General features: G+C 66.1%; 31 protein-coding genes. 9 read left to right on the forward strand and 22 right to left on the reverse strand.

Features of this window, described 5'->3' with window-relative positions:
- Positions 1-16 precede the first annotated feature (16 nt).
- The 12 genes from ETR14_RS20385 to ETR14_RS28530 form a co-directional block, all read right to left on the reverse strand.
- The gene (locus tag ETR14_RS20385) at positions 17-436 is read right to left on the reverse strand and encodes a PaaI family thioesterase (protein WP_129392176.1); all 420 of its coding nucleotides are present in this window, start codon (positions 434-436) and stop codon (positions 17-19) included.
- Positions 437-459: 23 nt separating this feature from the next.
- The gene (locus ETR14_RS20390; RefSeq protein ID WP_129388191.1) at positions 460-867 is read right to left on the reverse strand and encodes a SufE family protein; all 408 of its coding nucleotides are present in this window, start codon (positions 865-867) and stop codon (positions 460-462) included.
- Between the two features lie 42 nt (positions 868-909).
- Positions 910-1,125 (reverse strand): hypothetical protein, encoded by a 216-nt coding sequence (locus ETR14_RS20395; protein ID WP_129388194.1) that lies wholly within the window; start codon positions 1,123-1,125, stop codon positions 910-912.
- 2 nt (positions 1,126-1,127) lie between these two features.
- Complete coding sequence (locus tag ETR14_RS20400; RefSeq protein ID WP_129388197.1) at positions 1,128-1,361, reverse strand: hypothetical protein; 234 nt, start codon at positions 1,359-1,361, stop codon at positions 1,128-1,130.
- Positions 1,362-1,427: 66 nt separating this feature from the next.
- The gene (locus ETR14_RS20405; RefSeq protein WP_129388200.1) at positions 1,428-1,694 is read right to left on the reverse strand and encodes a hypothetical protein; all 267 of its coding nucleotides are present in this window, start codon (positions 1,692-1,694) and stop codon (positions 1,428-1,430) included.
- Positions 1,695-1,703: 9 nt separating this feature from the next.
- Positions 1,704-1,973 (reverse strand): hypothetical protein, encoded by a 270-nt coding sequence (locus ETR14_RS20410; protein ID WP_129388203.1) that lies wholly within the window; start codon positions 1,971-1,973, stop codon positions 1,704-1,706.
- A gap of 12 nt (positions 1,974-1,985) precedes the next feature.
- A complete protein-coding gene (locus ETR14_RS20415) occupies positions 1,986-2,315 on the reverse strand; it encodes a hypothetical protein (protein WP_129388206.1) in 330 nt (109 codons plus the stop codon).
- 24 nt (positions 2,316-2,339) lie between these two features.
- On the reverse strand, positions 2,340-2,606 hold the full coding sequence (locus ETR14_RS20420; RefSeq protein WP_129388209.1) for a hypothetical protein: 267 nt from the start codon (positions 2,604-2,606) through the stop codon (positions 2,340-2,342).
- Between the two features lie 37 nt (positions 2,607-2,643).
- A complete protein-coding gene (gene pspC / locus ETR14_RS20425) occupies positions 2,644-3,024 on the reverse strand; it encodes an envelope stress response membrane protein PspC (RefSeq protein WP_129388212.1) in 381 nt (126 codons plus the stop codon).
- On the reverse strand, positions 3,021-3,371 hold the full coding sequence (gene pspB / locus ETR14_RS20430; RefSeq protein ID WP_129388214.1) for an envelope stress response membrane protein PspB: 351 nt from the start codon (positions 3,369-3,371) through the stop codon (positions 3,021-3,023). The genes pspC and pspB overlap by 4 nt, the downstream gene beginning before the upstream one ends.
- Before the next feature lie 4 nt (positions 3,372-3,375).
- Positions 3,376-4,053: a phage shock protein PspA gene (gene pspA / locus ETR14_RS20435; protein ID WP_129388217.1), complete on the reverse strand. Its 678-nt coding sequence runs from the start codon at positions 4,051-4,053 to the stop codon at positions 3,376-3,378.
- Positions 4,054-4,135: 82 nt separating this feature from the next.
- Positions 4,136-4,294 carry a hypothetical protein gene (locus ETR14_RS28530; protein WP_165356548.1) on the reverse strand — a complete coding sequence of 53 codons (159 nt, stop codon included), beginning with the start codon at positions 4,292-4,294 and terminating at the stop codon, positions 4,136-4,138.
- Positions 4,295-4,471: 177 nt separating this feature from the next.
- Between ETR14_RS28530 and pspF the strand changes: the two genes are divergently transcribed.
- From pspF to ETR14_RS20450, 3 genes are all read left to right on the forward strand, one after another.
- Entirely contained in the window at positions 4,472-5,533 is a 1,062-nt protein-coding gene (gene pspF, locus ETR14_RS20440) for a phage shock protein operon transcriptional activator (protein ID WP_129388220.1), read from the forward strand.
- 162 nt (positions 5,534-5,695) lie between these two features.
- Positions 5,696-6,259: a tetratricopeptide repeat protein gene (locus ETR14_RS20445; protein ID WP_129388223.1), complete on the forward strand. Its 564-nt coding sequence runs from the start codon at positions 5,696-5,698 to the stop codon at positions 6,257-6,259.
- Between the two features lie 130 nt (positions 6,260-6,389).
- Positions 6,390-7,016: a superoxide dismutase gene (locus tag ETR14_RS20450; protein WP_129388226.1), complete on the forward strand. Its 627-nt coding sequence runs from the start codon at positions 6,390-6,392 to the stop codon at positions 7,014-7,016.
- Positions 7,017-7,359: 343 nt separating this feature from the next.
- Here the strand turns inward: ETR14_RS20450 and ETR14_RS20455 are convergent, their stop codons facing one another.
- Genes ETR14_RS20455 through dapF form a run of 6 tightly spaced genes read right to left on the reverse strand, consistent with a single transcriptional unit; the run spans position 7,360 to position 12,720 of the window.
- Complete coding sequence (locus tag ETR14_RS20455) at positions 7,360-8,136, reverse strand: ABC transporter permease (RefSeq protein WP_129388228.1); 777 nt, start codon at positions 8,134-8,136, stop codon at positions 7,360-7,362.
- Positions 8,133-9,110 carry an ABC transporter ATP-binding protein gene (locus ETR14_RS20460; RefSeq protein ID WP_129388231.1) on the reverse strand — a complete coding sequence of 326 codons (978 nt, stop codon included), beginning with the start codon at positions 9,108-9,110 and terminating at the stop codon, positions 8,133-8,135. The genes ETR14_RS20455 and ETR14_RS20460 overlap by 4 nt, the downstream gene beginning before the upstream one ends.
- Before the next feature lie 28 nt (positions 9,111-9,138).
- Positions 9,139-9,750: an inner membrane-spanning protein YciB gene (locus ETR14_RS20465; RefSeq protein WP_129388234.1), complete on the reverse strand. Its 612-nt coding sequence runs from the start codon at positions 9,748-9,750 to the stop codon at positions 9,139-9,141.
- Positions 9,751-9,767: 17 nt separating this feature from the next.
- Positions 9,768-10,694, reverse strand: a complete 927-nt coding sequence (gene ftsY, locus ETR14_RS20470) for a signal recognition particle-docking protein FtsY (protein WP_129388236.1) — start codon at positions 10,692-10,694, stop codon at positions 9,768-9,770.
- Entirely contained in the window at positions 10,691-11,932 is a 1,242-nt protein-coding gene (gene mtaB / locus ETR14_RS20475) for a tRNA (N(6)-L-threonylcarbamoyladenosine(37)-C(2))-methylthiotransferase MtaB (protein ID WP_129388239.1), read from the reverse strand. Before mtaB ends, ftsY begins: the two co-directional genes overlap by 4 nt.
- A complete protein-coding gene (gene dapF, locus ETR14_RS20480) occupies positions 11,929-12,720 on the reverse strand; it encodes a diaminopimelate epimerase (RefSeq protein WP_129388242.1) in 792 nt (263 codons plus the stop codon). The genes mtaB and dapF overlap by 4 nt, the downstream gene beginning before the upstream one ends.
- Before the next feature lie 580 nt (positions 12,721-13,300).
- Here dapF and ETR14_RS20485 point away from each other — a divergent pair.
- A complete protein-coding gene (locus ETR14_RS20485) occupies positions 13,301-13,957 on the forward strand; it encodes an AprI/Inh family metalloprotease inhibitor (RefSeq protein ID WP_165356549.1) in 657 nt (218 codons plus the stop codon).
- A gap of 7 nt (positions 13,958-13,964) precedes the next feature.
- Here the strand turns inward: ETR14_RS20485 and ETR14_RS20490 are convergent, their stop codons facing one another.
- Positions 13,965-14,279: a hypothetical protein gene (locus ETR14_RS20490; RefSeq protein ID WP_129388248.1), complete on the reverse strand. Its 315-nt coding sequence runs from the start codon at positions 14,277-14,279 to the stop codon at positions 13,965-13,967.
- A 382-nt stretch (positions 14,280-14,661) separates the two neighbouring features.
- On the opposite strand from ETR14_RS20490, the gene ETR14_RS20495 reads away from it, so the two are divergent.
- Positions 14,662-16,497, forward strand: coding sequence for a DUF885 family protein (locus ETR14_RS20495; RefSeq protein ID WP_129388251.1), 1,836 nt, complete (start codon positions 14,662-14,664; stop codon positions 16,495-16,497).
- Positions 16,498-16,542: 45 nt separating this feature from the next.
- On the opposite strand, the gene ETR14_RS20500 is transcribed toward ETR14_RS20495, so the two are convergent.
- Both ETR14_RS20500 and ETR14_RS20505 read right to left on the reverse strand, forming a co-directional pair.
- Positions 16,543-18,282, reverse strand: a complete 1,740-nt coding sequence (locus ETR14_RS20500; RefSeq protein ID WP_243455604.1) for a PAS domain-containing protein — start codon at positions 18,280-18,282, stop codon at positions 16,543-16,545.
- Between the two features lie 118 nt (positions 18,283-18,400).
- Entirely contained in the window at positions 18,401-18,856 is a 456-nt protein-coding gene (locus ETR14_RS20505; protein ID WP_129388254.1) for a YaiI/YqxD family protein, read from the reverse strand.
- 401 nt (positions 18,857-19,257) lie between these two features.
- Between ETR14_RS20505 and ffh the strand changes: the two genes are divergently transcribed.
- From ffh to ETR14_RS20525, 4 genes are all read left to right on the forward strand, one after another.
- Positions 19,258-20,742, forward strand: coding sequence for a signal recognition particle protein (ffh, locus tag ETR14_RS20510; RefSeq protein WP_129388257.1), 1,485 nt, complete (start codon positions 19,258-19,260; stop codon positions 20,740-20,742).
- 26 nt (positions 20,743-20,768) lie between these two features.
- Entirely contained in the window at positions 20,769-21,284 is a 516-nt protein-coding gene (gene rpsP / locus ETR14_RS20515; protein WP_129388260.1) for a 30S ribosomal protein S16, read from the forward strand.
- A gap of 142 nt (positions 21,285-21,426) precedes the next feature.
- Entirely contained in the window at positions 21,427-21,924 is a 498-nt protein-coding gene (rimM, locus tag ETR14_RS20520; RefSeq protein ID WP_243455605.1) for a ribosome maturation factor RimM, read from the forward strand.
- A 43-nt stretch (positions 21,925-21,967) separates the two neighbouring features.
- Entirely contained in the window at positions 21,968-23,410 is a 1,443-nt protein-coding gene (locus ETR14_RS20525) for a pyridoxal-dependent decarboxylase (protein WP_165356550.1), read from the forward strand.
- A 6-nt stretch (positions 23,411-23,416) separates the two neighbouring features.
- Here ETR14_RS20525 and ETR14_RS20530 read toward each other — a convergent pair whose 3' ends face one another.
- Positions 23,417-24,352 carry an NAD(P)/FAD-dependent oxidoreductase gene (locus ETR14_RS20530; protein ID WP_129388269.1) on the reverse strand — a complete coding sequence of 312 codons (936 nt, stop codon included), beginning with the start codon at positions 24,350-24,352 and terminating at the stop codon, positions 23,417-23,419.
- Positions 24,353-24,419 lie beyond the last annotated feature (67 nt).

Here is a 24,419-nt window from a genome sequence, read left to right on the forward strand (position 1 = left end):
GCGGGTCCGAGCGAAGCTATTTCGTGAACATGAAAGTACCGGTGACGTGCGCCACCGGATCTGCGGCATCGCCGTCATGGGCAACGCCGCGGACGAAAGCGACGCTGCTGGTGACGCGGTAGCATTCGCCGCGGCCGACGATGCGGTGGCCGGGTGTGGCGGGGCGGAGATAGTCGACGCGCAGATCGAGCGTCGCCTGATGGCGGAAGCGGCCGAGCCTCACCCAAATCGCCATGCTCGTCGCCATGTCCATCAGGCTGATGATCGGGCCGGACGCGATCACGCCGGTCTCGAGCACCCCGATCAGGCTTTCGGAATAATCGAGGCCGAGTTCGACCCAGTCCTCGCCATGATCCTCATAGGTGATGCCGAGTGACCCGCCATGGCCGACCCGTCCGGCGAAATCCGTGAACAACTTCGGATCGAAGCCTTGCATCCGGGACAGATCGGTCGCGCTAGTCACGCCGCCAGCCGCTCTGCGGTATCGCGGACCAGAGCGATCATGTTGGGGATGCCCTGAGTGCGGTTGGAGCTGAGCTGGGACTTGAGGTCGAACGGGGCGAGCGCCGCCTCGATGTCGGTGTCGACGATCTGCCGCGGGCTCTTGTCCTGCACGGCAAGCAGCACCAGCGCGACGATCCCTTTGGTGATCGCGGCATTGCTGTCGGCCAGGAAGTGCAGGGTGCCGTCGTCGCGCGGCACCGGATAGACCCAGACCGAGGCCGAGCAGCCGCGGACCAGGGTCGCATCGGTTTTGAGCGGGTCGGGCATCGGCTCGAGGTCGCGGCCGAGATCGATCAGCAAGCGATAGCGATCGTCCGGATCGAGCAGTTCATAATCGGAATGGAGGTCCTGGAGCGCGGTCATGGCCGCTCCGCTATCAGAGCGGCGCCGGTCCGAGAAGCCGTGTCAGGATCGGCCGTCGGCGATCGCCTCCAGCCGCCGGACCCGCTCGCGCAGCCCGGCGAGTTCGATCCGGCCGTGGGTGCCTGCGGCCGGCCCGTCCAATTCCAGCCGCTTCAGCGCCAGCCATCCGCGCCAGCCGCGCAGCAGCGCAAGGCTGGTCAGAGCGGCCCCGCCGAGAAAGGCCGCGGCGAAAGCGAGGAGAAGGACGGGTTCGGCCACCGTCACCGATCCCGCAATTCTTCGATCTGGCGGGAGAGGCTGTTCTCGCGGTCGGTGGCGATGCGTTCGAGCACGGCGACGCGGTCGCGCAAGGTCTTGAGCTCTTCCCTCATCCGCAGCGTGTCGGGATCATCCCCGCGCGCAGCGAGATTGCCGCCGTGGCGATAGCGCGCCTTAATCACGGTCGAAATCATCACGATCAGAACGATCAGGACGACCATGCTGTATTGATTCATGTCTTCACTCCTGGCGCCCCTTCGGTGGGCGCAGCCCTGCGCCGCTGCCGGTCGGGCGAAGGCCGCTCAGTGCAGCGGCCGATTCTTCAACGCTTCGATCTCGTCCGCCGCGGCAATGCCGCGGTCGGCGGCGAAGCCTTCCAGCACCCGCATTCTTTGCTGGAGCCGTTCGACCTGGGCGGCATAGAGCGCCGCCCGTTCCGCAGTGGCGAGGCCGAAGGCTTCGAGCTGCGTCTGCCGGAGGTGGTTCTTCCGCCTCTGAGCCTCGGCGACAACGGCGGCCAGGCCGAGCCCCATGATGCAGAGCAGGACGAGCGTCAGCAAAGGTAACATCGTCTCGTCTCAGTTCAGCGGACGGTCGCGGAGCTTCTCGATCTCGTCCGAGATGGTCAGCCCCTTGTCGGTGACGATCCGCTCCAGCACGCGGACGCGCTGCTCTAGCCGCTCGGTATGCGCGGCATATTGGGCGGCACTCTCCGCGGTGCGGTTGCCGAGCAGCTCCAGCTGCCGTTCCTTGAACTTCAATTGACGCTTGTAGATGTCGCCGAGCACGCCGGCGATCACCGGTATCCCGACCACGATCATGAAGAAGATCAGCATCGAACTAGGCATGGTGAACTCCGATCAGTTGCGCGGAACGCGCAGGGCTTCGATTTCCTGGGTGAGGCGATGGCTGTCGTCGGTGACGATCCGCTCGACGGTGGCGAGCCGGTCCTTGATCGAGCCGAGCTCCGCGCGCAGCTGGGCGTTCTCGCTGCTCAGCAGCTTGATGCGCTCGATCGCTTCCTCGCCATTCTTCTTCGGGTAAACCGCCTGGCCCCAGGCGCCGTCGAGGGGGTAGCCGTTCTTGATCCGGAGCCAGGTGGTGAACACCCAGCCGCCGATCGCCACGCTGACGATGATCGCGATCATCGGGAAGAGCTGACTGACGATTGCCACCTTCTCTGCAGACATGTTCAATCTCCTTTCAGCCGGCGCTCAGGCCTGGCGAAGCAGTTCGATTTCGCGGGCGGTGCGTTCGGCGGGGTCGGTCGCGATCCGCTCGAGCACGGCAAGCCGCTCCTCGAGGCGCCCGACCTGACCGCGCAGCGTCTCGTTTTCGTCGACGAGCGTGCGCACGGTGCCGGCGCTCTCGTTTCCCACGGCGCGGTACCGCGCCCGGATCCAGGTCGTCAGCGTGATCAGGATGACGGCCGATCCGATGGCGATGGTGATGATCAGGAAAATGGCGAGATTTTCGTCCATCTTCAGCTTTCCCCTTGTTTGCCCTGCCGAAGCGACTTCAGCGAAGCTGTTCGATCTCACGGGCGAGCCGCCCATGCGAGCTGGTGACGTAGGTTTCGACGTCGGCGAGCCGGCGGTCGAGCTCCCGGAAGCGCGAGCGGACGTCGCGGACGGTGCGCGCCGGCGAGGCGCGCACGCCCTGCCAGAACTTGGCCTGCTCCGGAGTTTCGTATTTGAGCTCCTGCGGCTTGTTGGGCGCGAGCCAGGCGGCGGCGAGATAGGCGAGGACGGTCATGCCCGAGCCGAGCAGGGTGAGAACCACCATGCCGATCCTGACCAGGGTCACGTCGATGCCGGTATAATCGGCGATCCCGGCGCAGACGCCCATCCACTTCTTGTTGTGCCGATCGAGGTAGAATTTGGTGTGACGCGGGGTCATTGGCCGATCCTTCTCGGCTGGTTGCTGACGGACTGGCTTTCGCCGAACGACGATCCGGAGGTTCCGGCGTCGGAAAAGGAGGAGGGACGACGCTCTTCCAGCGCATCGGTGATCGGGTCGCAGCCGACCGAGCGCCAGTTCGGATTCTCGGCCGTCATGATGCGTTCGATCGAGCACATCCGGTCGTCGAGGCGGCGCGCCATCTCATGCAGTTCGTCGAGCAATTGCTCGTCCTCGCGGGTGAGTGTCGCCTGGCTCTTCCAGCGCGTGATGTAGTGAAAGATCAGCCAAGGCAGGCCGATGAACAGGATCGGCACCACGACGATCGGAACGATGATGTCCTCCATCGTCTCAACCCTCCTGCGGCCGGCCGCCGAGGCGCGCCTTCAGCGCCTCGAGCTCGGCATCGACCTTTTCGGCGTTGCGCAGCTCGGCGATTTCTTCCTCGAGCGTCTTCGGCGGCGCACCGAGCGCCAGCGCATCGGCGCGGCCCTCGGCCATGTCGGCCCGGCGTTCGAGCACGTCGAAGCGGGAGAAGGCATCGTCGACCTTGCCGCCCGAATACATTTCACGCAGCCGCACGCGGTTCTCAGCGCTTTCGAGGCGGCTCTGGATCGCATTCTGGCGGGTGCGCGCTTCGCGGATCTTGCCCTGCAGCTTGGCGATGTCCGCTTCCGACGCGCGCAGACCTTCGTCGAGCAACTCGATTTCGGTGCGGAGGCTGTCGGCCATGTCGCCCGCCTTCTGCTTTTCGACCAGAGCGGCCTTGGCGAGGTCCTCGCGGCCCTTGGACAGAGCAAGTTCGGCTTTCTCCACCCAGCTCTCCTGGAGCTTGTCGAGCCGTCCGATCTGGCGCCGCATTTCCTTCTGGTCGGCGATCGTGCGCGCCGCGGAGGCGCGGACCTCGACCAGGGTCTCCTCCATCTCGAGGATGATCATGCGAATCATCTTCGCCGGATCTTCCGCCTTGTCGAGCAGGTCGGTGAAATTCGCAGCGATGATGTCGCGGGTCCGCGAGAAAATACCCATTCGAAACTCCTTATGTGTCTCACCGGCGAACGGGCGGGCAGGGCACTGGGGGCGAGGCCCCGCCCGTCCGTCCGCGATCGGGTCAGGCAAGAGCCTGAACCGAAATCTTGGCTGCGACAAGGCTGACCGGAGTTGTTTCGACGGCACGGGCCGGCCCCACTGCCGCGCCCAGAGCCGTCGCCGTCATGAGCATCGCCGCAAAGGTTGCCAGCACGCTCTCGCCAACTCCGCTCAACTTCATCTCGTGTCTCCCTGACATCGTTCGTGCCCCTCATCCCCGGGGCGTTATGCCCGATCCTTTACAAGGGCCGTGCCAAAGCTCGTAAACGGCGCAAAACTGCCGAATTCGCCGCCGCCGCTATGCTCCAGACCATGTTTTCTCTTGCCAAGAGGTGGGAAAATTGGCCAACATTCAGCAATGGAGCGCACAACCCAACTGGTCGGCCAGTCATCCTCCTTTCTCGATGCGGTCGAGCGTGCGAGCCGCGCCGCGCCGCTTGACCGGCCGGTCCTGGTGATCGGCGAGCGTGGCACCGGCAAGGAACTGATCGCCGAGCGCCTTCACCATCTGTCGAGTCGCTGGGACGGGCCGCTCGTGACGATGAATTGCGCGGCCTTGCCCGAGACGCTGATCGAGGCGGAGTTGTTCGGCCACGAGGCGGGTGCGTTCACCGGCGCGGTCAAGGCGCGGCCCGGGCGGTTCGAGGAGGCGGACGGCGGCACCTTGTTCCTCGACGAGCTGGCGACGCTCAGCCAGGCGGCGCAGGAGCGGCTGCTCAGGGTGGTTGAATATGGCGAGGTGACGCGCATCGGCGCGTCGCGGCCCTTGCGGGTCGACGTCCGCATCGTCGCAGCGACCAACGAGGATCTGCCGCGGCTCGCCGACGAAAATCGCTTCCGCGCCGATCTGCTCGATCGGCTTTCGTTCGAAGTCGTCACCCTGCCGCCGCTCCGCCACCGGACCAGCGACATTCCGATCCTCGCCGATCATTTCGCGCGGCGCATGGCGCTCGAGCTCGAATGGGCGCGCTGGCCGGGCTTTTCGAGCCGCGCGCAGGACCGGCTGCTGGCCTATGATTGGCCGGGCAACGTTCGCGAGCTCCGCAACGTCGTTGAACGGGCGGTCTATCGCTGGGAAGAGCCTGAACAGCCGGTCGACATGATCCAGTTCGATCCGTTCGAGTCGCCGTGGCGGCCGCAGCGGTCGCTGCTCGGCCGCACCGCCGCGCAGGCGGCCGCCGGATCGGCATCGCCGGGGGCGCAGGAACAACAGCCCGCTTTGCCGGCGCCGAGCGCGTCGTCGGCGCACGATCCGGACGGCTGCGCCGATTTCCGGCTTGCGGTGGCCGAATATGAAAAGGCGATTCTGGCGGCGGCGCTCGAACGTTGCCGCTGGAACCAGCGCGCCGCCGCGACCGCGCTCAGCCTCACCTACGATCAACTGCGCCACGCGATGAAACGGCACCAGCTGGCCGGTTAGCGCCCGCCTCTTCGTCGCAGCGCGCTTCGGCCTGATCGCAGCGAATACTGCCTTTTTCGGCGAACATCTGCTATGACGAGGCTCCCTTGAAGGGAGAACCGACTCTGCGCTCGTGTCGGTGCAAAATACGTTGCCGGCGCAGGGTCCAGGAGGAGCTGGACCATGATCGTTCGCAAATTCCTCTTCACCGCCGCGCTCGCCGCTTTCGCGTGCCCGGCCGCTGCCGCTGCCGCGGTCACCGTGCTCGGCAGCAGTTCGGCGCGGATGTGCTACCTCAATGCCGAAAACGGCGTGCACACCTCGCCCGCCAGCCTGGACGATTGCAACGTCGCGCTCGCCACGGAAGGGCTTACCGAGACCGATCGAGTGGCTACCCACGTCAATCGCGGCATTCTCCAGCTCCGCCTCGGGCGGCTGGACGCAGCGGTTGCCGATTTCGACGCTGCGATCGCCCGTGATCCCGATCAGGCCGAAGCCTATCTCAACAAGGGCATGGCGGCGCTGCGGCAAGAGGGTGGCTGGGAGCAGGCGCTGGCCTTGTTCGACACGGCGCTCGCCAAACAGACCAGCCGGCCGGAGCTCGCCTTCTACGGGCGCGCGGTCGCCAACGAGATGGGCGGCCGGGTCAAGGCGGCCTATCTCGACTATCGCCAGGCCAGCGTACTCGCGCCGAAATGGTCGGAGCCGAAGACGGAGCTTGCCCGCTTCACCGTCCGTCAGCCATAGGAGCCGCTCCACCCCCGCGGTGGACGGCAGCCGCATCCGACTCTCTTGGACGCGCGTTGTCGCGGTCCAAGAGAGTGCGACCCCGATCGCGTCCCGGCGGGACGCTCGCGGTCCGGAGGAGAAGAAATCCATGGCGTTCATCCTTCCCGAGCTTCCCTTCGACAAGGAGGCGCTCGGCGACTTCATGTCCGCCGAGACGCTCGAATTCCACCACGGCAAGCATCACAAGGCGTATGTCGACAAGGTCAATGGCTGGCTGGGCGAGAAAGGCCTCGAAGGCGCTTCGCTGAGCCAGGTGATCCGCACCGCCACCGAGCGCGGCGACAAGGGCCTGTTCAACAATTCCGGCCAGATCTGGAACCACAATTTCTTCTGGCAGTGCCTGGCACCCCCGCAGGGCCAGCGCCCGACCGGCAAGCTCGCCGCGCTGATCGAGGAGGGCTTCGGCTCCACCGAGACGATGCTCTCGCAGCTCAAGGACGAAGCGGTCGGCCATTTCGCCAGCGGCTGGGCGTGGCTGGTGCTCGATCAGGACAAGCTCAAGATCACGTCGCTCCACGACGGCGACAACCCGGTCGCGCATGACGGCATGAAGCCTCTGCTCACCGTCGACGTCTGGGAGCACGCTTATTACATCGATTACCGCAACCAGCGCCCGGTCTTCGTCGACGCGGTGCTCAACAATCTGATCAACTGGGAATTCGTCGCCGAGAATCTCGACGGCAACGGCATCGCCCGGGCCGACCAGCAGAGCTGATCGCGTAGGTGTGTGGGTAGATCCTCCCCGAAACGGGGAGGGGGACCGCGCGAAGCGCGGTGGAGGGGGTCTCGAGACCCCCTCCGAATATGTGATTGAAACACGCCGAGTGGGCCTCGTGCCCCCCTCCACCACCGCCTGCGGCGGCGGTCCCCCTCCCCGAGCAGGCTCGGGGAGGAACGAATACACCCCTCCCTGCAAGGGAGGGGATTGGGGGTGGGTGGCCGCGAGGCGGCTCGATGCCGCCGAGTGGCTGATGGGCCCTTCGGCCCATCGAGGAGCGTCAGTCGCGACCCACCCCTTGATCCCCTCCCTTGACAGGGAGGGATATGCGTCGCCGTTCCTACGCCTTCAGCCGGTATCCCGTCCGGAAGATCCACCAGATCACGCCGAGGCACAGCAGCAGGAAGGCGAAGGTCGCCGCCACGCTGACCTCGATCGGAAAGTCCGCGCTGCCGTAGAAGGTCCAGCGGAAGCCGCTGATCAGATACACGACCGGGTTGAACAGGGTGATCGTCCGCCACGGCTCCGGCAGCACCTCGATCGAGTAGAAGGCGCCGCCGAGAAAGGTGAGGGGGGTCACGATCAGCATCGGGATGATCTGGAGCTGTTCGAAGCCCTTCGCCCAGATGCCGACGATGAAGCCGAACAGGCAGAAGGTCGTCGCCACCAGCAGCAGGAACAGGATCATCCATCCGGGATGGAGGATGCTGACCGGCACGAACAGATTGGCGGTGACGAGGATCACCATCGAGATCGCGGTCGCCTTGGTCACCGCGGCGCCGACATAAGCAAGCACCAGCTCGAACGCCGACAGGGGCGCCGACAGCGGCTCGTAGATCGTGCCCAGGAAGCGGGGCATGTGGATCCCGAACGAGGCGTTGAAGATGCTCTCGTTGAACAATGACAGCATCATCAGCCCCGGCACGATGAACGCGCCGTAATCGACGCCGCCAATGTCGCTCATCCGCGATCCGATCGCCGATCCGAACACGACGAAGTAGAGCGAAGTTGTGATCACCGGCGTCGCCAGGCCGGTCCATATCGTCCTCAGGAAGCGGTGCATCTCGAAACGATAGATCGCCCAGACGCCATGGCGGTTGAATGCCCCCACGCTCATGCCGCTTCTCCCCCGCGCCTGTTCGCGCCGTTGCTGCCGTGCCCGTCACCGCCCCGCTCGCTGGTCAGGCTGACGAAGATGTCCTCGAGCGAGCTTTGATGAGTCGCCAGATCCTTGAAGCCGAGGCCGATGTCGCTCATCCGCCGGAGCAGCGAGGGCACCCCGGTGCGCTCGGCATTGGCGTCGAAGTCGTAATGAAGCTCCAGGCCGTCGCCGCCGAGACTGAGATCCCATTCGGAGAGCTCGGCAGGGATGACGGACAGCGCCTCGCTGAGGTTGAGCGTCAGCCGTTTGCGGCCGAGCTTCTTCATCAGCTCGGTCTTCTCCTCGACGAGGATCAGCTCGCCCCGGGAGATGACGCCGACGCGGTCGGCCATCTCCTCGGCCTCCTCGATATAATGGGTGGTGAGGATGATGGTGACGCCGCTCTCGCGAAGCTGGCGGACCAGCTCCCACATGTCGCGGCGCAGCTCGACGTCGACACCCGCAGTGGGCTCGTCGAGGAACAGGATGTCGGGCTCGTGGCTCAGCGCCTTGGCGATCATAACCCGGCGCTTCATGCCCCCGGAAAGCTCCAGGATCTTGGCCTTGCGCTTGTCCCACAGCGAGAGGTCGCGGAGGATCTTCTCGATCAGCGCCGGATTGGGCGGTTTGCCGAACAGGCCACGACTGAGCGCAACGGTCGACCAGACCGGCTCGAAGGCGTCGGTGTGCAATTCCTGCGGCACAAGCCCGATCTTGGTCCGCGCCGCACGATAATCGCGGACGATGTCGTGGCCATCGGCAAGGACGGTGCCTTCGCTTGCGTTGACGATGCCGCACACGATGCTGATCAGCGTGGTCTTGCCGGCGCCGTTGGGTCCGAGCAGCGCGAAGATTTCGCCGCGCCTGATGTCGAGGCTGACGTTCTTCAGCGCTTCATGCCCGCCTGCATAGCGCTTGGACAGGTTGCGGATCGATATCACCGGCTCCATCGCCGCGTCTCCCCTTGGAATATTGTGGTCACTGCGTCGGCGGTATCGGCGGGTCTTCCTTGTCGTCGCCAAGCTGGAGCCCGTGACGAACCAGCATCGGCACGTTGGCGGCGGCGAACAGGAAGGTTGCCGGGATGAACCCCCACAATTTGAAGCCGGCCCAGAAGGTGGTGCTGCTGTTGCGCCAGACCAGTTCGTTGGCGATCGCCATCACCAGGAAGAAGATCGCCCAATTGCGTGCCAGCAGCTGCCAGCCGCGCTCGGAGAGACCCGGATAGGCGGTGCCCAGCACCATCTTCAGCAGGTTGCGGCCGGTGGCCAGACCGAAGGCGAGCAGGGCGGCCACGATCAGATAATAAATGGTCGGCTTGATCTTGATGAAGACTTCGCTGTGGAACCACAAAGTGGCGCCGCCGAGCACCAGCACCATCGCCGCCGAGAACCAGAGCAGGGGCGAGACGTGCCGGTAGCGGACCAGCGACACCGCGATCGCCGCGACGATCGCGATCATGAAGGCGGCGGTCGCCGGGAAGATGCCTAGCGTCAGGTTGACGACGAAGAAGACGAGCAGCGGCCCGAGATCGATCAGCAGGCGCACGCCTGCGCTGGGTTCCTTGCGGCCTGGCTTCGGCTCCGGCATGTCCGGTCCCGCGCTGCTCACGAGGTCAGCCCCGCAATCGCCCGCGCGATCACCCGAGGATCGAAAGGACGCAGATCGTTCATGCCCTCGCCGACGCCGATGGCGTGAATAGGCAGGCCGAATTGCTCGGCAGCGGCGACGAGGACGCCGCCGCGCGCGGTGCCGTCGAGCTTGGTCATGATCAGTCCTGAAACTCCGGCGACCTGCTGGAACACTTCGATCTGGTTGAGCGCATTCTGCCCGGTCGTAGCGTCGAGAACGAGCACGACATTGTGCGGTGCCGCCGGGTTGAGCCGGCCGAGCACCCGCCGAATCTTGGCGAGCTCGTCCATCAAACCCTTCTTGTTCTGCAGCCGCCCAGCAGTGTCGACGATCAGCGTGTCGATGCCTTCCGCCGTCGCCTTCTTGACCCCGTCGAAGACGATCGCCGAACTGTCGCCGCCTTCCGGACCGGCGATGATCGGCACCCCGATCCGATCGGCCCAGACCTTGAGCTGGCCGATAGCGGCCGCGCGGAAGGTGTCGCCGGCGGCGAGCAGCACGCCATAATCCTGTTCCAGGAAGAGATGCGCGAGCTTGGCGATGGTGGTCGTCTTGCCCGATCCGTTGACTCCGACGATCAGGATCACCTGCGGCCGCGGGAAGGCATCGATCTCCAGCGGCTTCGCCACCGGTGCCAGCACTTTCTCGATCTCGTCGGCGACGGTTTCGCGCAGACCCTGCTCGGTCAGCCCGCGCTCGAAGCGCTCGCCGGCGAGCCTTTCACGGATGCGGGCGGCGGTTGCCGGGCCGAGATCGGTGGCGATCAGCGCCTCTTCGATCTCGTCCAGCGTCTGTTCGTCGAGCGCAGCGCGCGCGAACAGCCCACCCAGATTGTCGCCCAGCCGCTCCGAGGTCTTCCGGAACCCCGCCTGGAGCCGATCGAGCCAGCCTGCATCGCTCAAATCTTCTCTCCGACCAGCACTTCGCCATCCACGCTCGTGATCACTGCCTCCACCGTCTTTCCCACCGCGCAGGTGCGGTCCAGCCGCACCGGCGCGAAACTCTCGCCATGGCCGCAGTCGCCGGGCCGCTCGACCAGAACCCGCTGCCGGCTTCCGATCAGGCTCCTGAGCCATGCTGCCTTGCGGCGTCCGCCCGCCTCCCGCAAGCGCCGAGCGCGCTCCCGCGCCACCGGCGGCGGCACTTGCGGCATCCGCGCCGCCGGTGTGCCCTGCTTGGGGGAATAGGGGAAGACGTGCGCCATCACGATGTCGCATTCGTCGATCAGCCGCAGGCTGTTCTCGGCCATGGCGTCGCTCTCGGTCGGGAAGCCGGCGATGAGATCGGCGCCGATCGCGATCTCCGGCCGCACGGCCTTCAGCCGCTGGACGATCTCGATCGCTGCGGCGCGGCTGTGCCGGCGCTTCATCCGCTTCAGCACCAGATCGTCGCCCGCCTGAAAGCTCATGTGCAGGTGCGGCATGAAGCGTGGCTCACCGGTGATGATTTCGAACAGGCGTGCGTCGATCTCGATGCAGTCTAACGACGACAGGCGCAGCCGCGGCAGCGCCGGAACATGGCGCAGGATCCGCTCGATCAGCAGCCCGAGCGACGGCGCGCCGGGAAGATCGGGGCCGTAGCTGGTGACGTCGACCCCGGTCAGCACCACTTCCTCGATCCCGTCGTCGACCAGCGCTTTCACCCGATCGACGACAAGACCGGCGGGGACGGACCGGCTGTTGCCCCGGCCGAAAGGAATGATGCAGAAGGTACAGCGGTGGTCGCACCCATTCTGCACCTCGACGAAGGCTCGCGATCGTTCGGCGAAGCCGGCCACGAGGTGCGGCGCGGTCTCGCGCACCGCCATGATGTCCGACACGCGGATGTCTGCCGCCCCCGAACGGGCGAACGAGGCCGCCTCGAACTTCTCCCGGTTGCCGAGCACGCGATCCACTTCGGCCATAGCCGCGAAGCGCTGCGGTTCGACCTGGGCGGCGCAGCCGGTCACGAACAGCCGCGCGTCGGGACGGGCGCGTTTTGCGCGCCGGATCGCTTGCCGGGTCTGCTTCACCGCCTCGTTGGTCACTGCGCAGCTGTTGACGATGATCAGATCGTGTGCGCCCGCGGCGAGCGCCCGCATGGCTTCGCTCTCGGCGGCATTGAGGCGGCAGCCCAGGGTGACGATTTCGGGGCCGCTCACAGGTCGATCTCACCGGTGAAGACGTCGGTCGCACCGCCGCGCATCCGGATCGTCCCGCCCGGCGACCACGAAATGGTCAAGGTGCCGCCCGGCAAATGAACGGCAACGGGGCTCCTCACCAGCTTGCAGCGGATCGCTGCGACGGCCGTGGCGCAGGCGCCGGTACCGCAGGCACGCGTGAGCCCGGCGCCACGCTCCCACACCCGAAGGCGGATCGAACCGTCTTCTACCGCCGCGACGTTGACGTTGATCCGCTCCGGGAAGAGCGGGTCCTGCTCGATCAACGGCCCAAGGCGTTCGAGATCGATGCCATCGACATCCTCCACGAAGAAGATGACGTGTGGATTGCCGATATTGATCGCCGTCGGATCGCGTAGCTCCTCCCAGCCCGTCGGCATCGCCGCCGTGTCCAGCGGATAGGCGAGCGGGATTTCATCCCAGCCGAACCGGGGCGCACCCATGTCGACCTCCGCCTCGCCCTCGCCGGCCTCGCCCTCCAGGATGCCGGCGACGGTCTCGATCCGGCTGCGGCCGCCGGCGATCAGCGCGACGCAGCGGGTGGCGTTGCCGCACGCCTCGACCTCGCCGCCGTCCGAATTCCAGATCCGCATCTTGAGGTCGGCGACCGCCGAACGGTCGAGCACGATCAACTGATCGAAGCCGATGCCGGTCTGCCGATCACCGAGGGCGCGCGCCGTCGCTCCGTCCATCTCGAGCGGCGCCTCGCGCGCGTCGAAGATGACGAAGTCGTTGCCGAGACCATGCATCTTCCGGAACTGCCGCTTCATCGCGACAGCGCATCTAGGGAGCATGTGCAGGTTAGTCCACCGCAGGCTCCGGCACGCGATCCAGAAGAACGACGCCTTGCGCATTTTTGATGCGCATGATTGTTGGGCATGATGAACAAGTCGGAAGCACGTCTCCAAGGGGTGCGAGCGAGGTGGTCGTCGATTGCCAGTCCGACATCCTCGCCGGCTCAAGACCCGCCTTGCCGTTCCGCTGGTGGAGGCGAGCGAGGCGTTGATGCCGGGACAGCAGCTGATTCCGACGTTCGAAATGTCCCGGGAACGCTATGTCACGATGCCTTATCTCGCGTCCGCGATCCCCGTCGGCGAGATGCAGCGATCACCACGTCGCTGATCGGGGACGAACGGAGGTCAGGGCAGCGTTCTACCTGCTGTTGGTCGGTCCAGAAGCTGTCGCTGGTCCGCGCCGCCGGCTGGCAGTTCCTTTCGTCCACGTGCTAAGCACGATCTGCGCGACCCCGTCGGTGCGCTAAGGAGGCAGATGATGCATGACGCGCCGCCCGTTTTCGCTTCGCCTCCTGTGCCGGCAGGCGGAGATGTGCCGAGAATTTGTCGGCGCGCCATGATCCGATGCGCGTTGGTCGCGTCGCTGGTCAGCGTTCCCGCCGGCGCCCAGGTGAGCGAGGAGATCATCCGCGACACGGCGGGAAGCTGGCAGATCGTTCCCGTCGACGGAAGACCTGCCTGCACCATCGTCCTCAGCGCGGAACGGCTCGGTCCCGAGCGCTGGCGGGCGCGCCCGGATCCGACCTGCGCTGCCGCTGTTCCCGCGTCCGCCGGCGTCACGGGGTGGCGACTTGCCGACGGCACGGTTCTCCTCGACGCCAAGGGAAAGGCCCTCATGACCTTCGTGGAGGACGAGACCGCGGTGCCGACCAGCCCCGATCTGATCAATCCGGAACATTATCTGATGCCCACGGTCGCCGGGTACAGCCATCGGCTCCAACCGGCCGAATGGGCAGGCACGTGGAAGATCGCCCGGCGCGGCAAAAGCCCGTGCACGATCACACTTCGGCAAGCGCCGGACGCGGACGGCGGCTCGCTGGGGAACGTCACCTCCACCTGCGCCAGGGGCAGCGTGCCGGCACGGCTCGAACGCTGGTCTCTCGAAGACCTCAAGCTCATGCTTTGGGGTGAGAACGACGTCGGCCTCGTCTTCGAACCGATCGCGAACGGGCGCTGGACGGCGGAATCCGGCGCCTGGACGCTGTCCAAATAGGGTCCGTTCAGGTGGGTTCGGCGCAGCCGTTGCGGACTTCGCCCGAAACGAGCAGCTGCACGGCGATCGGATAGACCTTGTCCGACATGCCGTCCGAGCATCCGGGCTGCACATTGCTGCGGAGTTCAAACGGCTTGCCCTGGAACGCCCCGGTCCAGGTCTCGCTCTTGCCGTTCTTTTGGTAGCGCGCCCAGATGCGAGTGCCGCTTTGATTCTCGGGATCGGTGTAGGTCACGCAGCGTCCGTCCACCTGCACGTTCCAGAACGGCTCGGTGCCGACCGCCCGGATCGGCCGTACCTCAAGAGGCGCATCGTCCTGCATCCGGCAGGGATTGTCCGCCGGGGGCGCGCTGGCCTTCGCGACTGCGCCGTCAACGGGAGGTTCGGCGACTGCCGTCGGTGCCTTGGTCCTTTCAACCGGACTGTGCGGCGACGGGGCGGAGCGTGCGTTGCTGGCTGGAGCTGCACTGGGCTGCCCGTTGCCCCCTTCACATGCGGCAACCAAAAGGCAGGCGGCGACAATCGGCGTCAAGCGCATGGCGTATGATCCTCTCACGCTCCGTCTAGCCTCATCGCGTCCGCGACGGAAGGAGAGGGGGCGTGTTCCCGTATTGCCCCGTTGCGACGGCGGCGACGTGCACCATTTCCCGCGCGCCGCCGATGCGCTAGCCAAGCCGCGATTGAACATGCGGGGAAAGACGATCATGATCTCGAAATCGGCACTGCTGGCGACCGCCCTCGGCGCCCTTCTCCTCACCGGCGGTGCGGCCGCCACGGCGGGACAGGCAGGCGGTGCGCCGCCGGCCGCCAACGCCGCTGCATCGACCCAGGCATCCCAGCGCCTGCACGCCCTGTTCAGGCAAAGCGACGAGGACAATCTGCGCCGCAATCCGATCAACGCTCTGTTCCGCGGCGACATGCGCTACGCCGATCAGCTCGGCGACTATATCAGCGATGCCTATTTCGCGGCGGAGCGGAAGGCGGCCGAGCAGGAATTGGCGGCTCTACGCGCGATCGATCGCAATGCGCTCTCGCCCACCGATCGCATTGCCTACGACGTGTTCAAGCGCCAGCAGGAGCTGCAGTTGCGCGGCACGTCGCCCGAGATCCTGGCGCTGACGGCCGTTCGCCCGATCGACCATTTCTCCGGGTTCCACAGTTTCTATCCCGATCTTGCCTCCGGCGAAGGCGTGGCTCCCTTCAAGACGCTCGAGGATTACGAGAACAACCTGAAGCGGCACCATCAATATCCGGTGCTGCTCGATGGCGCGATCGCCCGCTTCCGCGAAGGCATGAAGACCGGTGTCGTCCAGCCCAAGCTCGTGGTCCGCAACGTAATCGATCAGATCGATCTGCAGCTGGCACAGGGCGTTGAGGGCTCGACCTTCTACGGCCCGGCGCGCAAGTTCCCCGACGGGATCTCCGCGGCCGACCAGCAGCGGCTCCGCGCCGAGACTGCGGCCGTGATCCGCGACGAGATCCGGCCGGCCTACGTGCGCCTTCGCGACTTTCTGAAGAACGAATATCTGCCGGTGGCGCGCGAAGGCGTCGGCCTCTCCGACATGAAGGGAGGCGCCACGCTTTACGCCTTCCTGATCGAGCAGAATACCACGCTCCCGCTCTCCGCCGAGGAGGTGCACGCGCTCGGCCTGCGCGAAGTGGCTCGCATTCATCGCGAGATGGAAACGGTCAAGAACCAGGTCGGCTTCAAGGGCACACTCGCCCAATTCTTCGAAGACCTGCGGACCAACAAGCGTTTCGAGCCCGCCTCGAAGGAGGCGCTTCGCGATGGCTATTACGCGATCGGCAAGCGGGTGGACGCACGGGTCGGCCAGATCTTCTCGACATTGCCCAAGGCGCCGCTCGAGATCCGCCCGGTGCCGGATTATCGGGAGAAGACTGATGCCGGCGGCAGCTACAATAGCGGCACGCCCGACGGTTCGAGGCCGGGCGTCTTCTACTATAACAGCTACGATCTGCCGTCCCGCAAGACCTGGGGCATGGAGACGCTTTACCTCCACGAGGGCGCACCCGGCCATCATTTCCAGATCAGCCTCGCGCAGGAGAATGAGGCGCTGCCGAACTTCATGCGGTTCGGCGGCAACACAGCTTATGTCGAGGGTTGGGCCCTCTATGCCGAGACTTTGTGGGACGAGCTCGGCATGGAGACCGATCCCTATCAGCGCTTCGGCGGATTGAACGACGAGATGCTGCGCGCGATGCGGCTGGTCGTCGACAGCGGCATCCACGCCAAGGGCTGGACCCGCGATCAGGCGATCAAATACATGCTCGACAACAGTTCCATGGGCAAGACGGACGCGACTGCCGAAGTGGAACGCTACATCGCCATTCCCGGCCAGGCGCTCGCCTACAAACTCGGCCAATTGAAGATCCTGGAGCTTCGTGCCCGCGCCGAAAAGGCACTCGGACCGAAGTTCGACCTTCGCGAATTCCACGAGCAGGTTCTCGGGACCGGCGCATTGCCGCTGACCGTCCTCGACAGCAAGATCGACGCCTGGATCGCAGCCAAGCGCGCCTGACGCTGAGGGTGTCCGGACAGCGGTGGCGGCGCTGCTGTCCGGAGCTCAGGCCTCCACCGCGCCGAAGTCCGATGCGCGCCGGCGTTCGGCCGATGCGCCGCGCTGGTTCAACGCCTGGCGAATGCGGTCGAGCAGATCGGTTTTGCGGTACGGCTTGCCGAGAACGTCGTGGCCGACCCGCTCCGGCCCTTCGATCACCAGCTCCTCATTGTAGCCCGTCGTCATCAGCACCGCGATGTCCGGATCGAGCGCAGTCACGGCTTCCGCGAGGACGATCCCGTTCATGCCGCCTGGCATGACGAGGTCGGTGAAGAGAAGATCGATCGGATCCTCCGTCATCGCCGTCTTGAACGTCTCGAGGCCGGCATCGCCCGATGGCGCGGTGGTGACGCGATAACCGGCATCCTCCAGATTCTCGCGCGCGAGCGCCAGCACTTCGGGGCTGTCTTCCACCACGAGGATGTGCGGACGGGGTCCGTCCTTCGTGGTCGTCGCCCGCGCCGGACGGAACGGATGCTCCTCGGGCCGCTGACTGTCGTCGCTCGCGACCGGGAAGAGCATGCGGATCGTGGTGCCGTGTCCCGGCGCGCTGTCGATCTCCAGGCGCCCCCGCGATTGCTGGACAAAGCCGCTGGCCATGGCGAGGCCGAGACCGGTGCCCTTGCCGGTCTTCTTGGTGGTGAAGAACGGCTCCACCGCGCGCGCCGCCACCTCGGCGGTCATGCCTTCGCCCTCGTCCCGGACTTCCACCAGCACATAGTCGCCGGACGGGAGGCCACGGGCGGGAGCGTTGCCGTTCAGGTGCAGCTTTGCGGTGGAGAGGGTGACGACGCCGCCCTGCGGCATTGCGTCGCGTGCGTTGAGCGCGATGTTGAGGATCGCCATCTCGAACTGCGCCGGATCGAGCATCGCCTTGGGCAATCCTCGGCGAAGGCTGAGATGGAGCTCGGCGTGGCTGTCGAGCGCGCTCTCGACGACGTCGGCAAAGCCGCCGATACACTCGCTGACGTCCACCGGGCGGGGCGAGAGGCGCGATTTGCGGGCGAAGGCGAGCAACTGCCCGGTCAGCTTGGCGCCACGTTCCGCCGCGGTGCGCGCCCGTTCGACATAGCCGAGGCTGCGATCATCGGTGGTACGGGTGGCAAGCAGCTCGAGATTTCCGTTCACCACCTGCAGCAAATTGTTGAAGTCGTGGGCGAGACCGGCGGTGAGCTGGCCGATCGCCTCCATCTTCTGGGCCTGGTGATAGGCCTGCTCGGTCTCGCGCCGGCGCGTGACGTCGAGCTGACTCGCGAAATGATAGAGCAGCTTGCCCGACACGTCGTGGACGGGGCCGATGAACACCGCGTTCCAGAAGGGCGTGCCGTCGCGCTTGTAGTTGAGCAGTTCGAGCGCCACCGACTCGCCCGCTTTGACTGCGCGCCCGAGCTCGGCGGCAGCGTCACGATCCGTCTGCGCTCCCTGCAGGAACCGGCAGTTGCGGCCGAGCACCTCATCTTCCTCGTAGAGGGTGAGATCGAGGAAGGCCTTGTTGGCGAAGACGATCGGGTCGTCGGGCTGATTGGGATCGGTCAGCACCATCGGCATCCGGGTCATTTCGATCGCGGCAAAGAAGACGTTGCCTCGATCGTCCAGCCCGGGCCGTGTGATCGTGCTTTCGCGCCAGTGATGCCGGCCCGGGCTTTCGATCGGCTCGCGCGCGCCGATGTCCGCGCTGCCTTGCGCGGGTATGCCCCAGCTCTGCCCGCCGCCTTCGACGTCGGGCGCCTCGTCTTCGATGTTCACGTCTCTATCCTCGTCGTCGCCATCGTCGTCGGCGAAAGTACGCCGTGGCCGACGATGATGATTTTGGATCAGAAACGACGCAGTCGCCGAGTGGTTGCAGAGGCGTCACGACCATGCGTCACTGCCGCTTCAGTCGCACCACCGCCTCGTCGAGCACCTGCAGGAAGCGCGATCGGTCCGCCTTGGAGAACGGAGCAGGGCCGCCCCCGGGCCCGTCCATGCCGGCGCGGAGGTCCGCCATGATCGCGCGGGTTGCGATGGCCGCACCGATCGAGTTGGCGCTGAACGGCTTGCCGTTCGATCCGATCACGGTCGCACCCTTCTTCAATGCCCGGTCGGCGAGCAGGATGTCGGCGGTAATCACGATCGTCGCCCCATCGGCGGCCTCCGCGATCCAATCGTCCGCCGCGTCGAAGCCGCCGTCGACGATCACCCGTTCGATCGCCGGGTGGGCGGGAACCCGGAATGGACTGTTGCTGACCACCTTGACCGGCACTTCGTGCCGCCAGGCAACCTTGTAGATTTCATCCTTGACGGGGCAGGCGTCGGCATCGACCAGGATCGTTGGGTTCATGGCGGCTCCTCTGCCTGCCTCTGCGGGGAAGGGGAAGAGGGGCACGCGATCGGAGCGGGGCTCGATTTGCTGAACCGCGTTCGGGCTGAGCTCGTCGAAGTCCTCTCTTGCTCTTACGCCCGAACGGCGGAAGAGGGCTTCGACAGGCTCAGCCCGAACGGCCTTGGATACCTCCATGGATTCCCGCTTTCGCCGGGATGACGGCGTTGGAAGAGTATCAGGAGAAACGGAACTTCGCGTCCGTACCGCGTACCGCCTTGCTTTCCCTTGCCCCATCCTCTATCCGCGCCCACATCCCGGCTCAGGAGTCGGGTGACGCGCGTCCGATGGATGCACGCTGGCCGGCGAGTTTCGCCCGCCGGCGTTTTTCGTTTGGCGGCGTCAGCACAGAGGAATATTGGATGTTCGACAGCCTCAGCGATCGCCTTACCGGTGTCTTCGATCGCCTCCGCGGCCGCGGCGCTCTGGTCGAGGCCGACGTGCGCGCGGCGATGCGAGAGGTTCGTATCGCCTTGCTCGAGGCCGACGTCGCGCTGCCGGTCGTGCGCGAGTTCGTCGACAAGGTCACCGAGCAGGCGGTCGGGCAGCAGGTTCTGAAATCAGTCACGCCGGGCCAGCAGGTCGTCAAGATCGTGCATGATGCGCTAGTCGACATGCTCGGCGCCGACGCGTCCGATCTCCACGTGGACGTCACGCCGCCGGCTGTCGTGATGATGGTCGGCCTTCAGGGCTCGGGCAAGACGACCACGACGGCAAAGATCGCGCGCCGGCTTAGCGAGCGCGATCGCAAGAAGGTGATGATGGCGTCGCTCGACGTCGCCCGCCCGGCGGCGCAGGAGCAGCTTGCCGTGCTCGGCACCCAGGCCGACGTCGCCACCTTGCCGATCGTGCCGGGCCAGCAGCCGGTCGAGATTGCCCGCCGCGCGCTCCAGGCCGCGCGTCTGCAGGGCTATGATGTCCTGCTGCTCGATACGGCCGGTCGTCTCCACGTCGATCAGGCGCTGATGGATGAGATGAAGGCGGTGGCCGAGGTCTCGACCCCCAACGAGATTCTGCTCGTGGTCGACGCGCTCACCGGCCAGGATGCGGTGAACGTCGCCAAGAACTTCTCCGAGCAGGTGGCGCTCAGCGGCGTCGTGCTCACCCGTCTCGACGGCGATGCCCGTGGCGGCGCCGCCTTGTCGATGCGTGCGGTGACCGGCAAGCCGATCAAGTTCGCCGGCGTCGGCGAGGGCATTGATGCGCTCGAAGCCTTCCACCCGAGCCGGGTCGCCGGCCGTATCCTCGGCATGGGCGACGTCGTTAGCCTGGTCGAGAGAGCGCAGGAGACGATCAAGGTCGAAGAGGCCGAAGCGCTCGCCAGGAAGATGGCGAAGGGCCAGTTCGACATGAACGATCTTCGCGCGCAGCTTCAGCAGATGCAGCGCATGGGCGGCCTCACCGGCCTTGCCGGCATGCTTCCGGGCATGAAGAAGGTGCAGGGCGCGATGGCGCAGAGCGGCATGGACAACAAGATCCTCGTCCACATGGACGCGATGATCGGATCGATGACCGCAAAGGAGCGGATCAAGCCCGAATTGCTCAACGCCAAGCGCAAGATTCGCGTCGCGAAGGGCTCCGGCACGACCGTGCAGGACGTCAACAAGCTCCTGAAGATGCATCAGGAAATGGCGAACGCGATGAAGAAGATCCGCAAGATGGGCGGCCTCGGCAAATTGGGCGCTCTGTTCGGCGGTGGCGGCGGGATGGGTGGCCTTGGAGGGCTCGGCGGCCCCGGTGGCGCCGGCCCGGCTGGCGGCTTGCCTGGACTTCCCGGCGGCGGCGGCGGCGCGGGCGGCGCGCCCTTCGGTCTCCCGCCCGGTTTTGACAAGTTCATGAAGAAATAAGCGATACTCTCAGAAAGGAATATAGCATGGCAGTTTCCATTCGGCTTTCCCGTGGCGGCGCGAAGAAGCGTCCTTATTACAAGATCGTCGTCGCCGACGCGCGCACCGGCCGTGACGGCAAGTTCATCGAGCGCATCGGCAGCTACAATCCGATGCTCCCGAAGGACAGCGAAGAGCGTGTGAAGCTCGACGCTGATCGTGCCCGCCACTGGCTGTCCGTCGGCGCGCAGCCGACCGACCGCGTTGCCCGCTTCCTCGACGCCGCCGGTGTCCGTGAGCGCGCCGCGCGTAGCAACCCGAACAAGGGCAAGCCGGGCGAGAAGGCGACGGAGCGCGCCGAAGAGCGTGCGGCTCGCGAGGCCGAACTCGCCGAGGCTGCAGCGGCTGCGGAGGCCGAAGCCAACGCACCGGCACCCGAGCCGACTCCGGCCGAAGAGCCGACCCCGGCCGACGAGGCTTCCAACGAGGGCCAGTCGACCAGCGAGCCGGCCGAAGGCGCGGACGAAGCCGCTCCGGCCGACGGCGCCGAAAAGGCGGAGTAAGCTGTTACCTCCCTCTCCCCTTCGGGGGAGAGGGCCGGGGAGAGGGGGAGTCCGGCCGAGCGCAAGCCTGCTTGCGTGAACTCTGGCCCCCCTCTGCCTCTCTCCCAGCCTCTCCCCTTTATGGGGAGAGGAACAAGGGCAAGTGTACGTGACCACCGATACCGATCCCCAGGTCACCCTCGCCGCAATCGCCGGCGCGCATGGCATTGCCGGCGACGTTCGCCTGAAGCTGTTCGCCGAGGGCATCGACAGCCTCAAGCGCAACGACAGGGTGCTGGTCGGCGAGCGCATGCTCACTATCACCTCGATCAAACCCGGCCCCAATCCGATCGTCCGCTTTGCGGAGATCGTCGATCGCAATCAGGCCGAGGCCCTTCGCAGCCAATTGCTCACGGTGAAGCGGTCGGCGCTGCCGCCGCTCGAAGACGGCGAATATTATCACGCCGACCTGATCGGACTGCCCTGCGAGAGCGACGCCGGAGCACCACTCGGCAGCGTCGTCGCCGTCGAGAATTTCGGCGCTGGCGATATCCTCGAGATCGAACAGCCGGGCGGCCGTCGCACGATGGTGCCGTTCCGCGACGGAGTCGCCGATCTGAAGGATGGCCGCATCGTCGTCGATCCGGTCTTCCTCGCCTGAGGGCGCTTTCTGCCGCCGCCAATGTGTGGGATTGGTCGCAGCCATGATCGACGATTTGAAAGCGCAGATCGCCGCCTTGCGCGCGCGCACCGCCCCGCTCGAGCCCGGCCTTGAGGAGCGTGAGGCATTGGCGCAGCGGGCACTCGCCCATGCGCAGGCCTTCCTCGAAGCCATTCCCGATGCGCCGAGCAGGCAGCCGGCCGCGGACGTCTTCCTCCATCGTCTCGAACCGGAATTTCCGGACGCCGGACGGGACCCTGCTGCCGTGCTCGACTATCTGGGCACCTGCGTCGAGGCGCCGGGCTTTGCAACGACATCGCCGCGTTTCATGGCCTATATTCCGGGTGGCGGCGTCTTTCACGCCGCGATCGGCGATTTCCTTGCGGCCGTGTCGAACAAATATTCCGGCTTCGCCTCGGCCGCGCCCGGTGCAACCCGGCTGGAAAATGCAACCGCCGCCTGGCTTGCCGAAGCGATCGGTTACCCCACCGGCGCCGCCGGAACGCTGACCTCGGGCGGCAGCATCGCCAATCTCAGTGCGGTCGTCGCGGCACGCGAGGCGCGTGATCCGGACGGTGGCGGCGCCGTCTACGCGACACGCTTCGCGCATCATTGCGTCGACAAGGCGCTGCACATCGCCGGGCGCGCTCGCGCGCCGCGACGGACGGTCGCGACCGACGAACGGCACCGCATGTCGCCGGCCGCGCTGGAGCAGGCGCTCGCTGCCGACCAAGCGGCGGGGATCCGGCCCTGGCTGGTGATCGCTTCCGCCGGGACCGTCGACACCGGTGCGGTCGACCCGCTCTCCGACATCGCCGGGATCTGCCGACGCTTCGGCGCCTGGTTCCACGTCGACGGCGCCTATGGCGGGCTGTTCGCCTTGTGCGACGAGGGGCGGGAGCGACTGCGCGGTCTCTCCCTCGCAGACAGCGTCGTCGTCGATCCGCACAAGACCCTGTTCCTGCCCTACGGCACGGGCGCGGTGCTGCTGCGGGAGGGGCAACATCTGCTCGACGCGTTCAGCGCCAGCGCCGACTACATCCGCCCGCTCGGTGACTTCGATGTCGGACCGTCGCCGGCCGACCTGTCCCCCGAATTGACCCGTCACTTCCGTGCGCTTCGGCTCTGGCTGCCGTTGCAGCTTGCCGGTGTGGACGCGTTCCGCGCGGCCCAGAGCGAGAAGCTCGCTTTGGCGCGTTACTTCCACGCGCGGCTGAGTATGTTGGCGGGCTTCGACGCCGGTCCGCCCCCGGACCTGTCGGTGGTCGCTTTCCGCTTCTTGCCCGAAAAGGGTGATGCGGACGCGTTCAACGAACGCTTGCTGCACGCCGTGCAGGAGGAGGGCAGAGTCATGCTCAGCGGCACGCGCATCGACGGGCGCTTCACCCTACGCTGCGCGATCGTCAGCTTCCGCACCCATATCGAGCATGTCGACGAGGCAATCGATGCGCTGGCGCGCGGAGTGTCCCGATTGCAGGCGCCTTGAGGCCGCTCAGGACGCCTTCAACGTCTCGCGCTTGATCGGTCGCACTTTCGCCATGTCGTTGCGGATCGTTGTCGCCGCGACGCCGCCTTCGCCCATGGCATGGCTGATCTGGTCGAGACCGAGTACGACGTCGCCTGCGGCGTAGAGGCCGGGGACGCTGGTGCGCTGGTGGCTGTCGACGACGAGGACGCCCTCGTGCAGCGCCGCGCCGAGCTGCAGCGCCAGTTCGACATGGGTGTCGGATCCCAGCGCTGGATAGACGCTGTCGAACGTGTAATGGCCTTCCGCCGTGTCGACGACGATGCAATCGTCGTGCGCGGCGACGGCCTGACACGGGCCGTCGACGGTGACGATGTCGAACTCGGCAAGCCGCGCTTGATCCTCTTCCGAGAGGCAGTGCGCCATGTCCGGCGCGATCAGGGTGACGTCTTCCGTGAAGCCGCGCAGGAACACCGCTTCGGCAACGCCGTGGCTGCCGCTGCCGATCACGCCCAGTTTCTTGTCGGTGACTTCGTAGCCGTCGCAGATCGGGCAATAGCGGATCAGCCCGCGCTGCAGCGCTTCGTCATGCAATTCCTCGTCCATCGGCGGCTTGCGGTTGGTGACTCCGGTGGCGAGCAGGATCGTGCGGGTGATCACCGATCCCTCGCCCCATTCCGCGCGAAAGCCGCCTTCGATCCGGTCGATCCGGGTCACCCGGCCGCTGACGACGGAGGCGCCGTATTTCTGCGCCTGCTCCTTCATCCGCGCCACCAGCTCCTTGCCGGAAATGCCTTCCGGATAGCCGGCATGATTGTGGGTGCAGGGGATCCAGCCGGCGCGGCTGTTGCCGGCGTCCACCACCTTCAGCGACAGGTGAAAACGGGTCAGATAGATGGCGGCGGTGAGCCCGGCGGGGCCGCCGCCGATCACCAGGCAGTCGTAACAGGGTTCTTCGCTCATGGCCGCTTGAGCGCATCGCGGAGAAGCGGGTTCCGTCGTTGCATTGCCGGTCAGCATCGGTGCGAGA

This window comes from Sphingosinicella sp. BN140058 (assembly GCF_004135585.1).
Lineage (GTDB): Bacteria > Pseudomonadota > Alphaproteobacteria > Sphingomonadales > Sphingomonadaceae > Allosphingosinicella.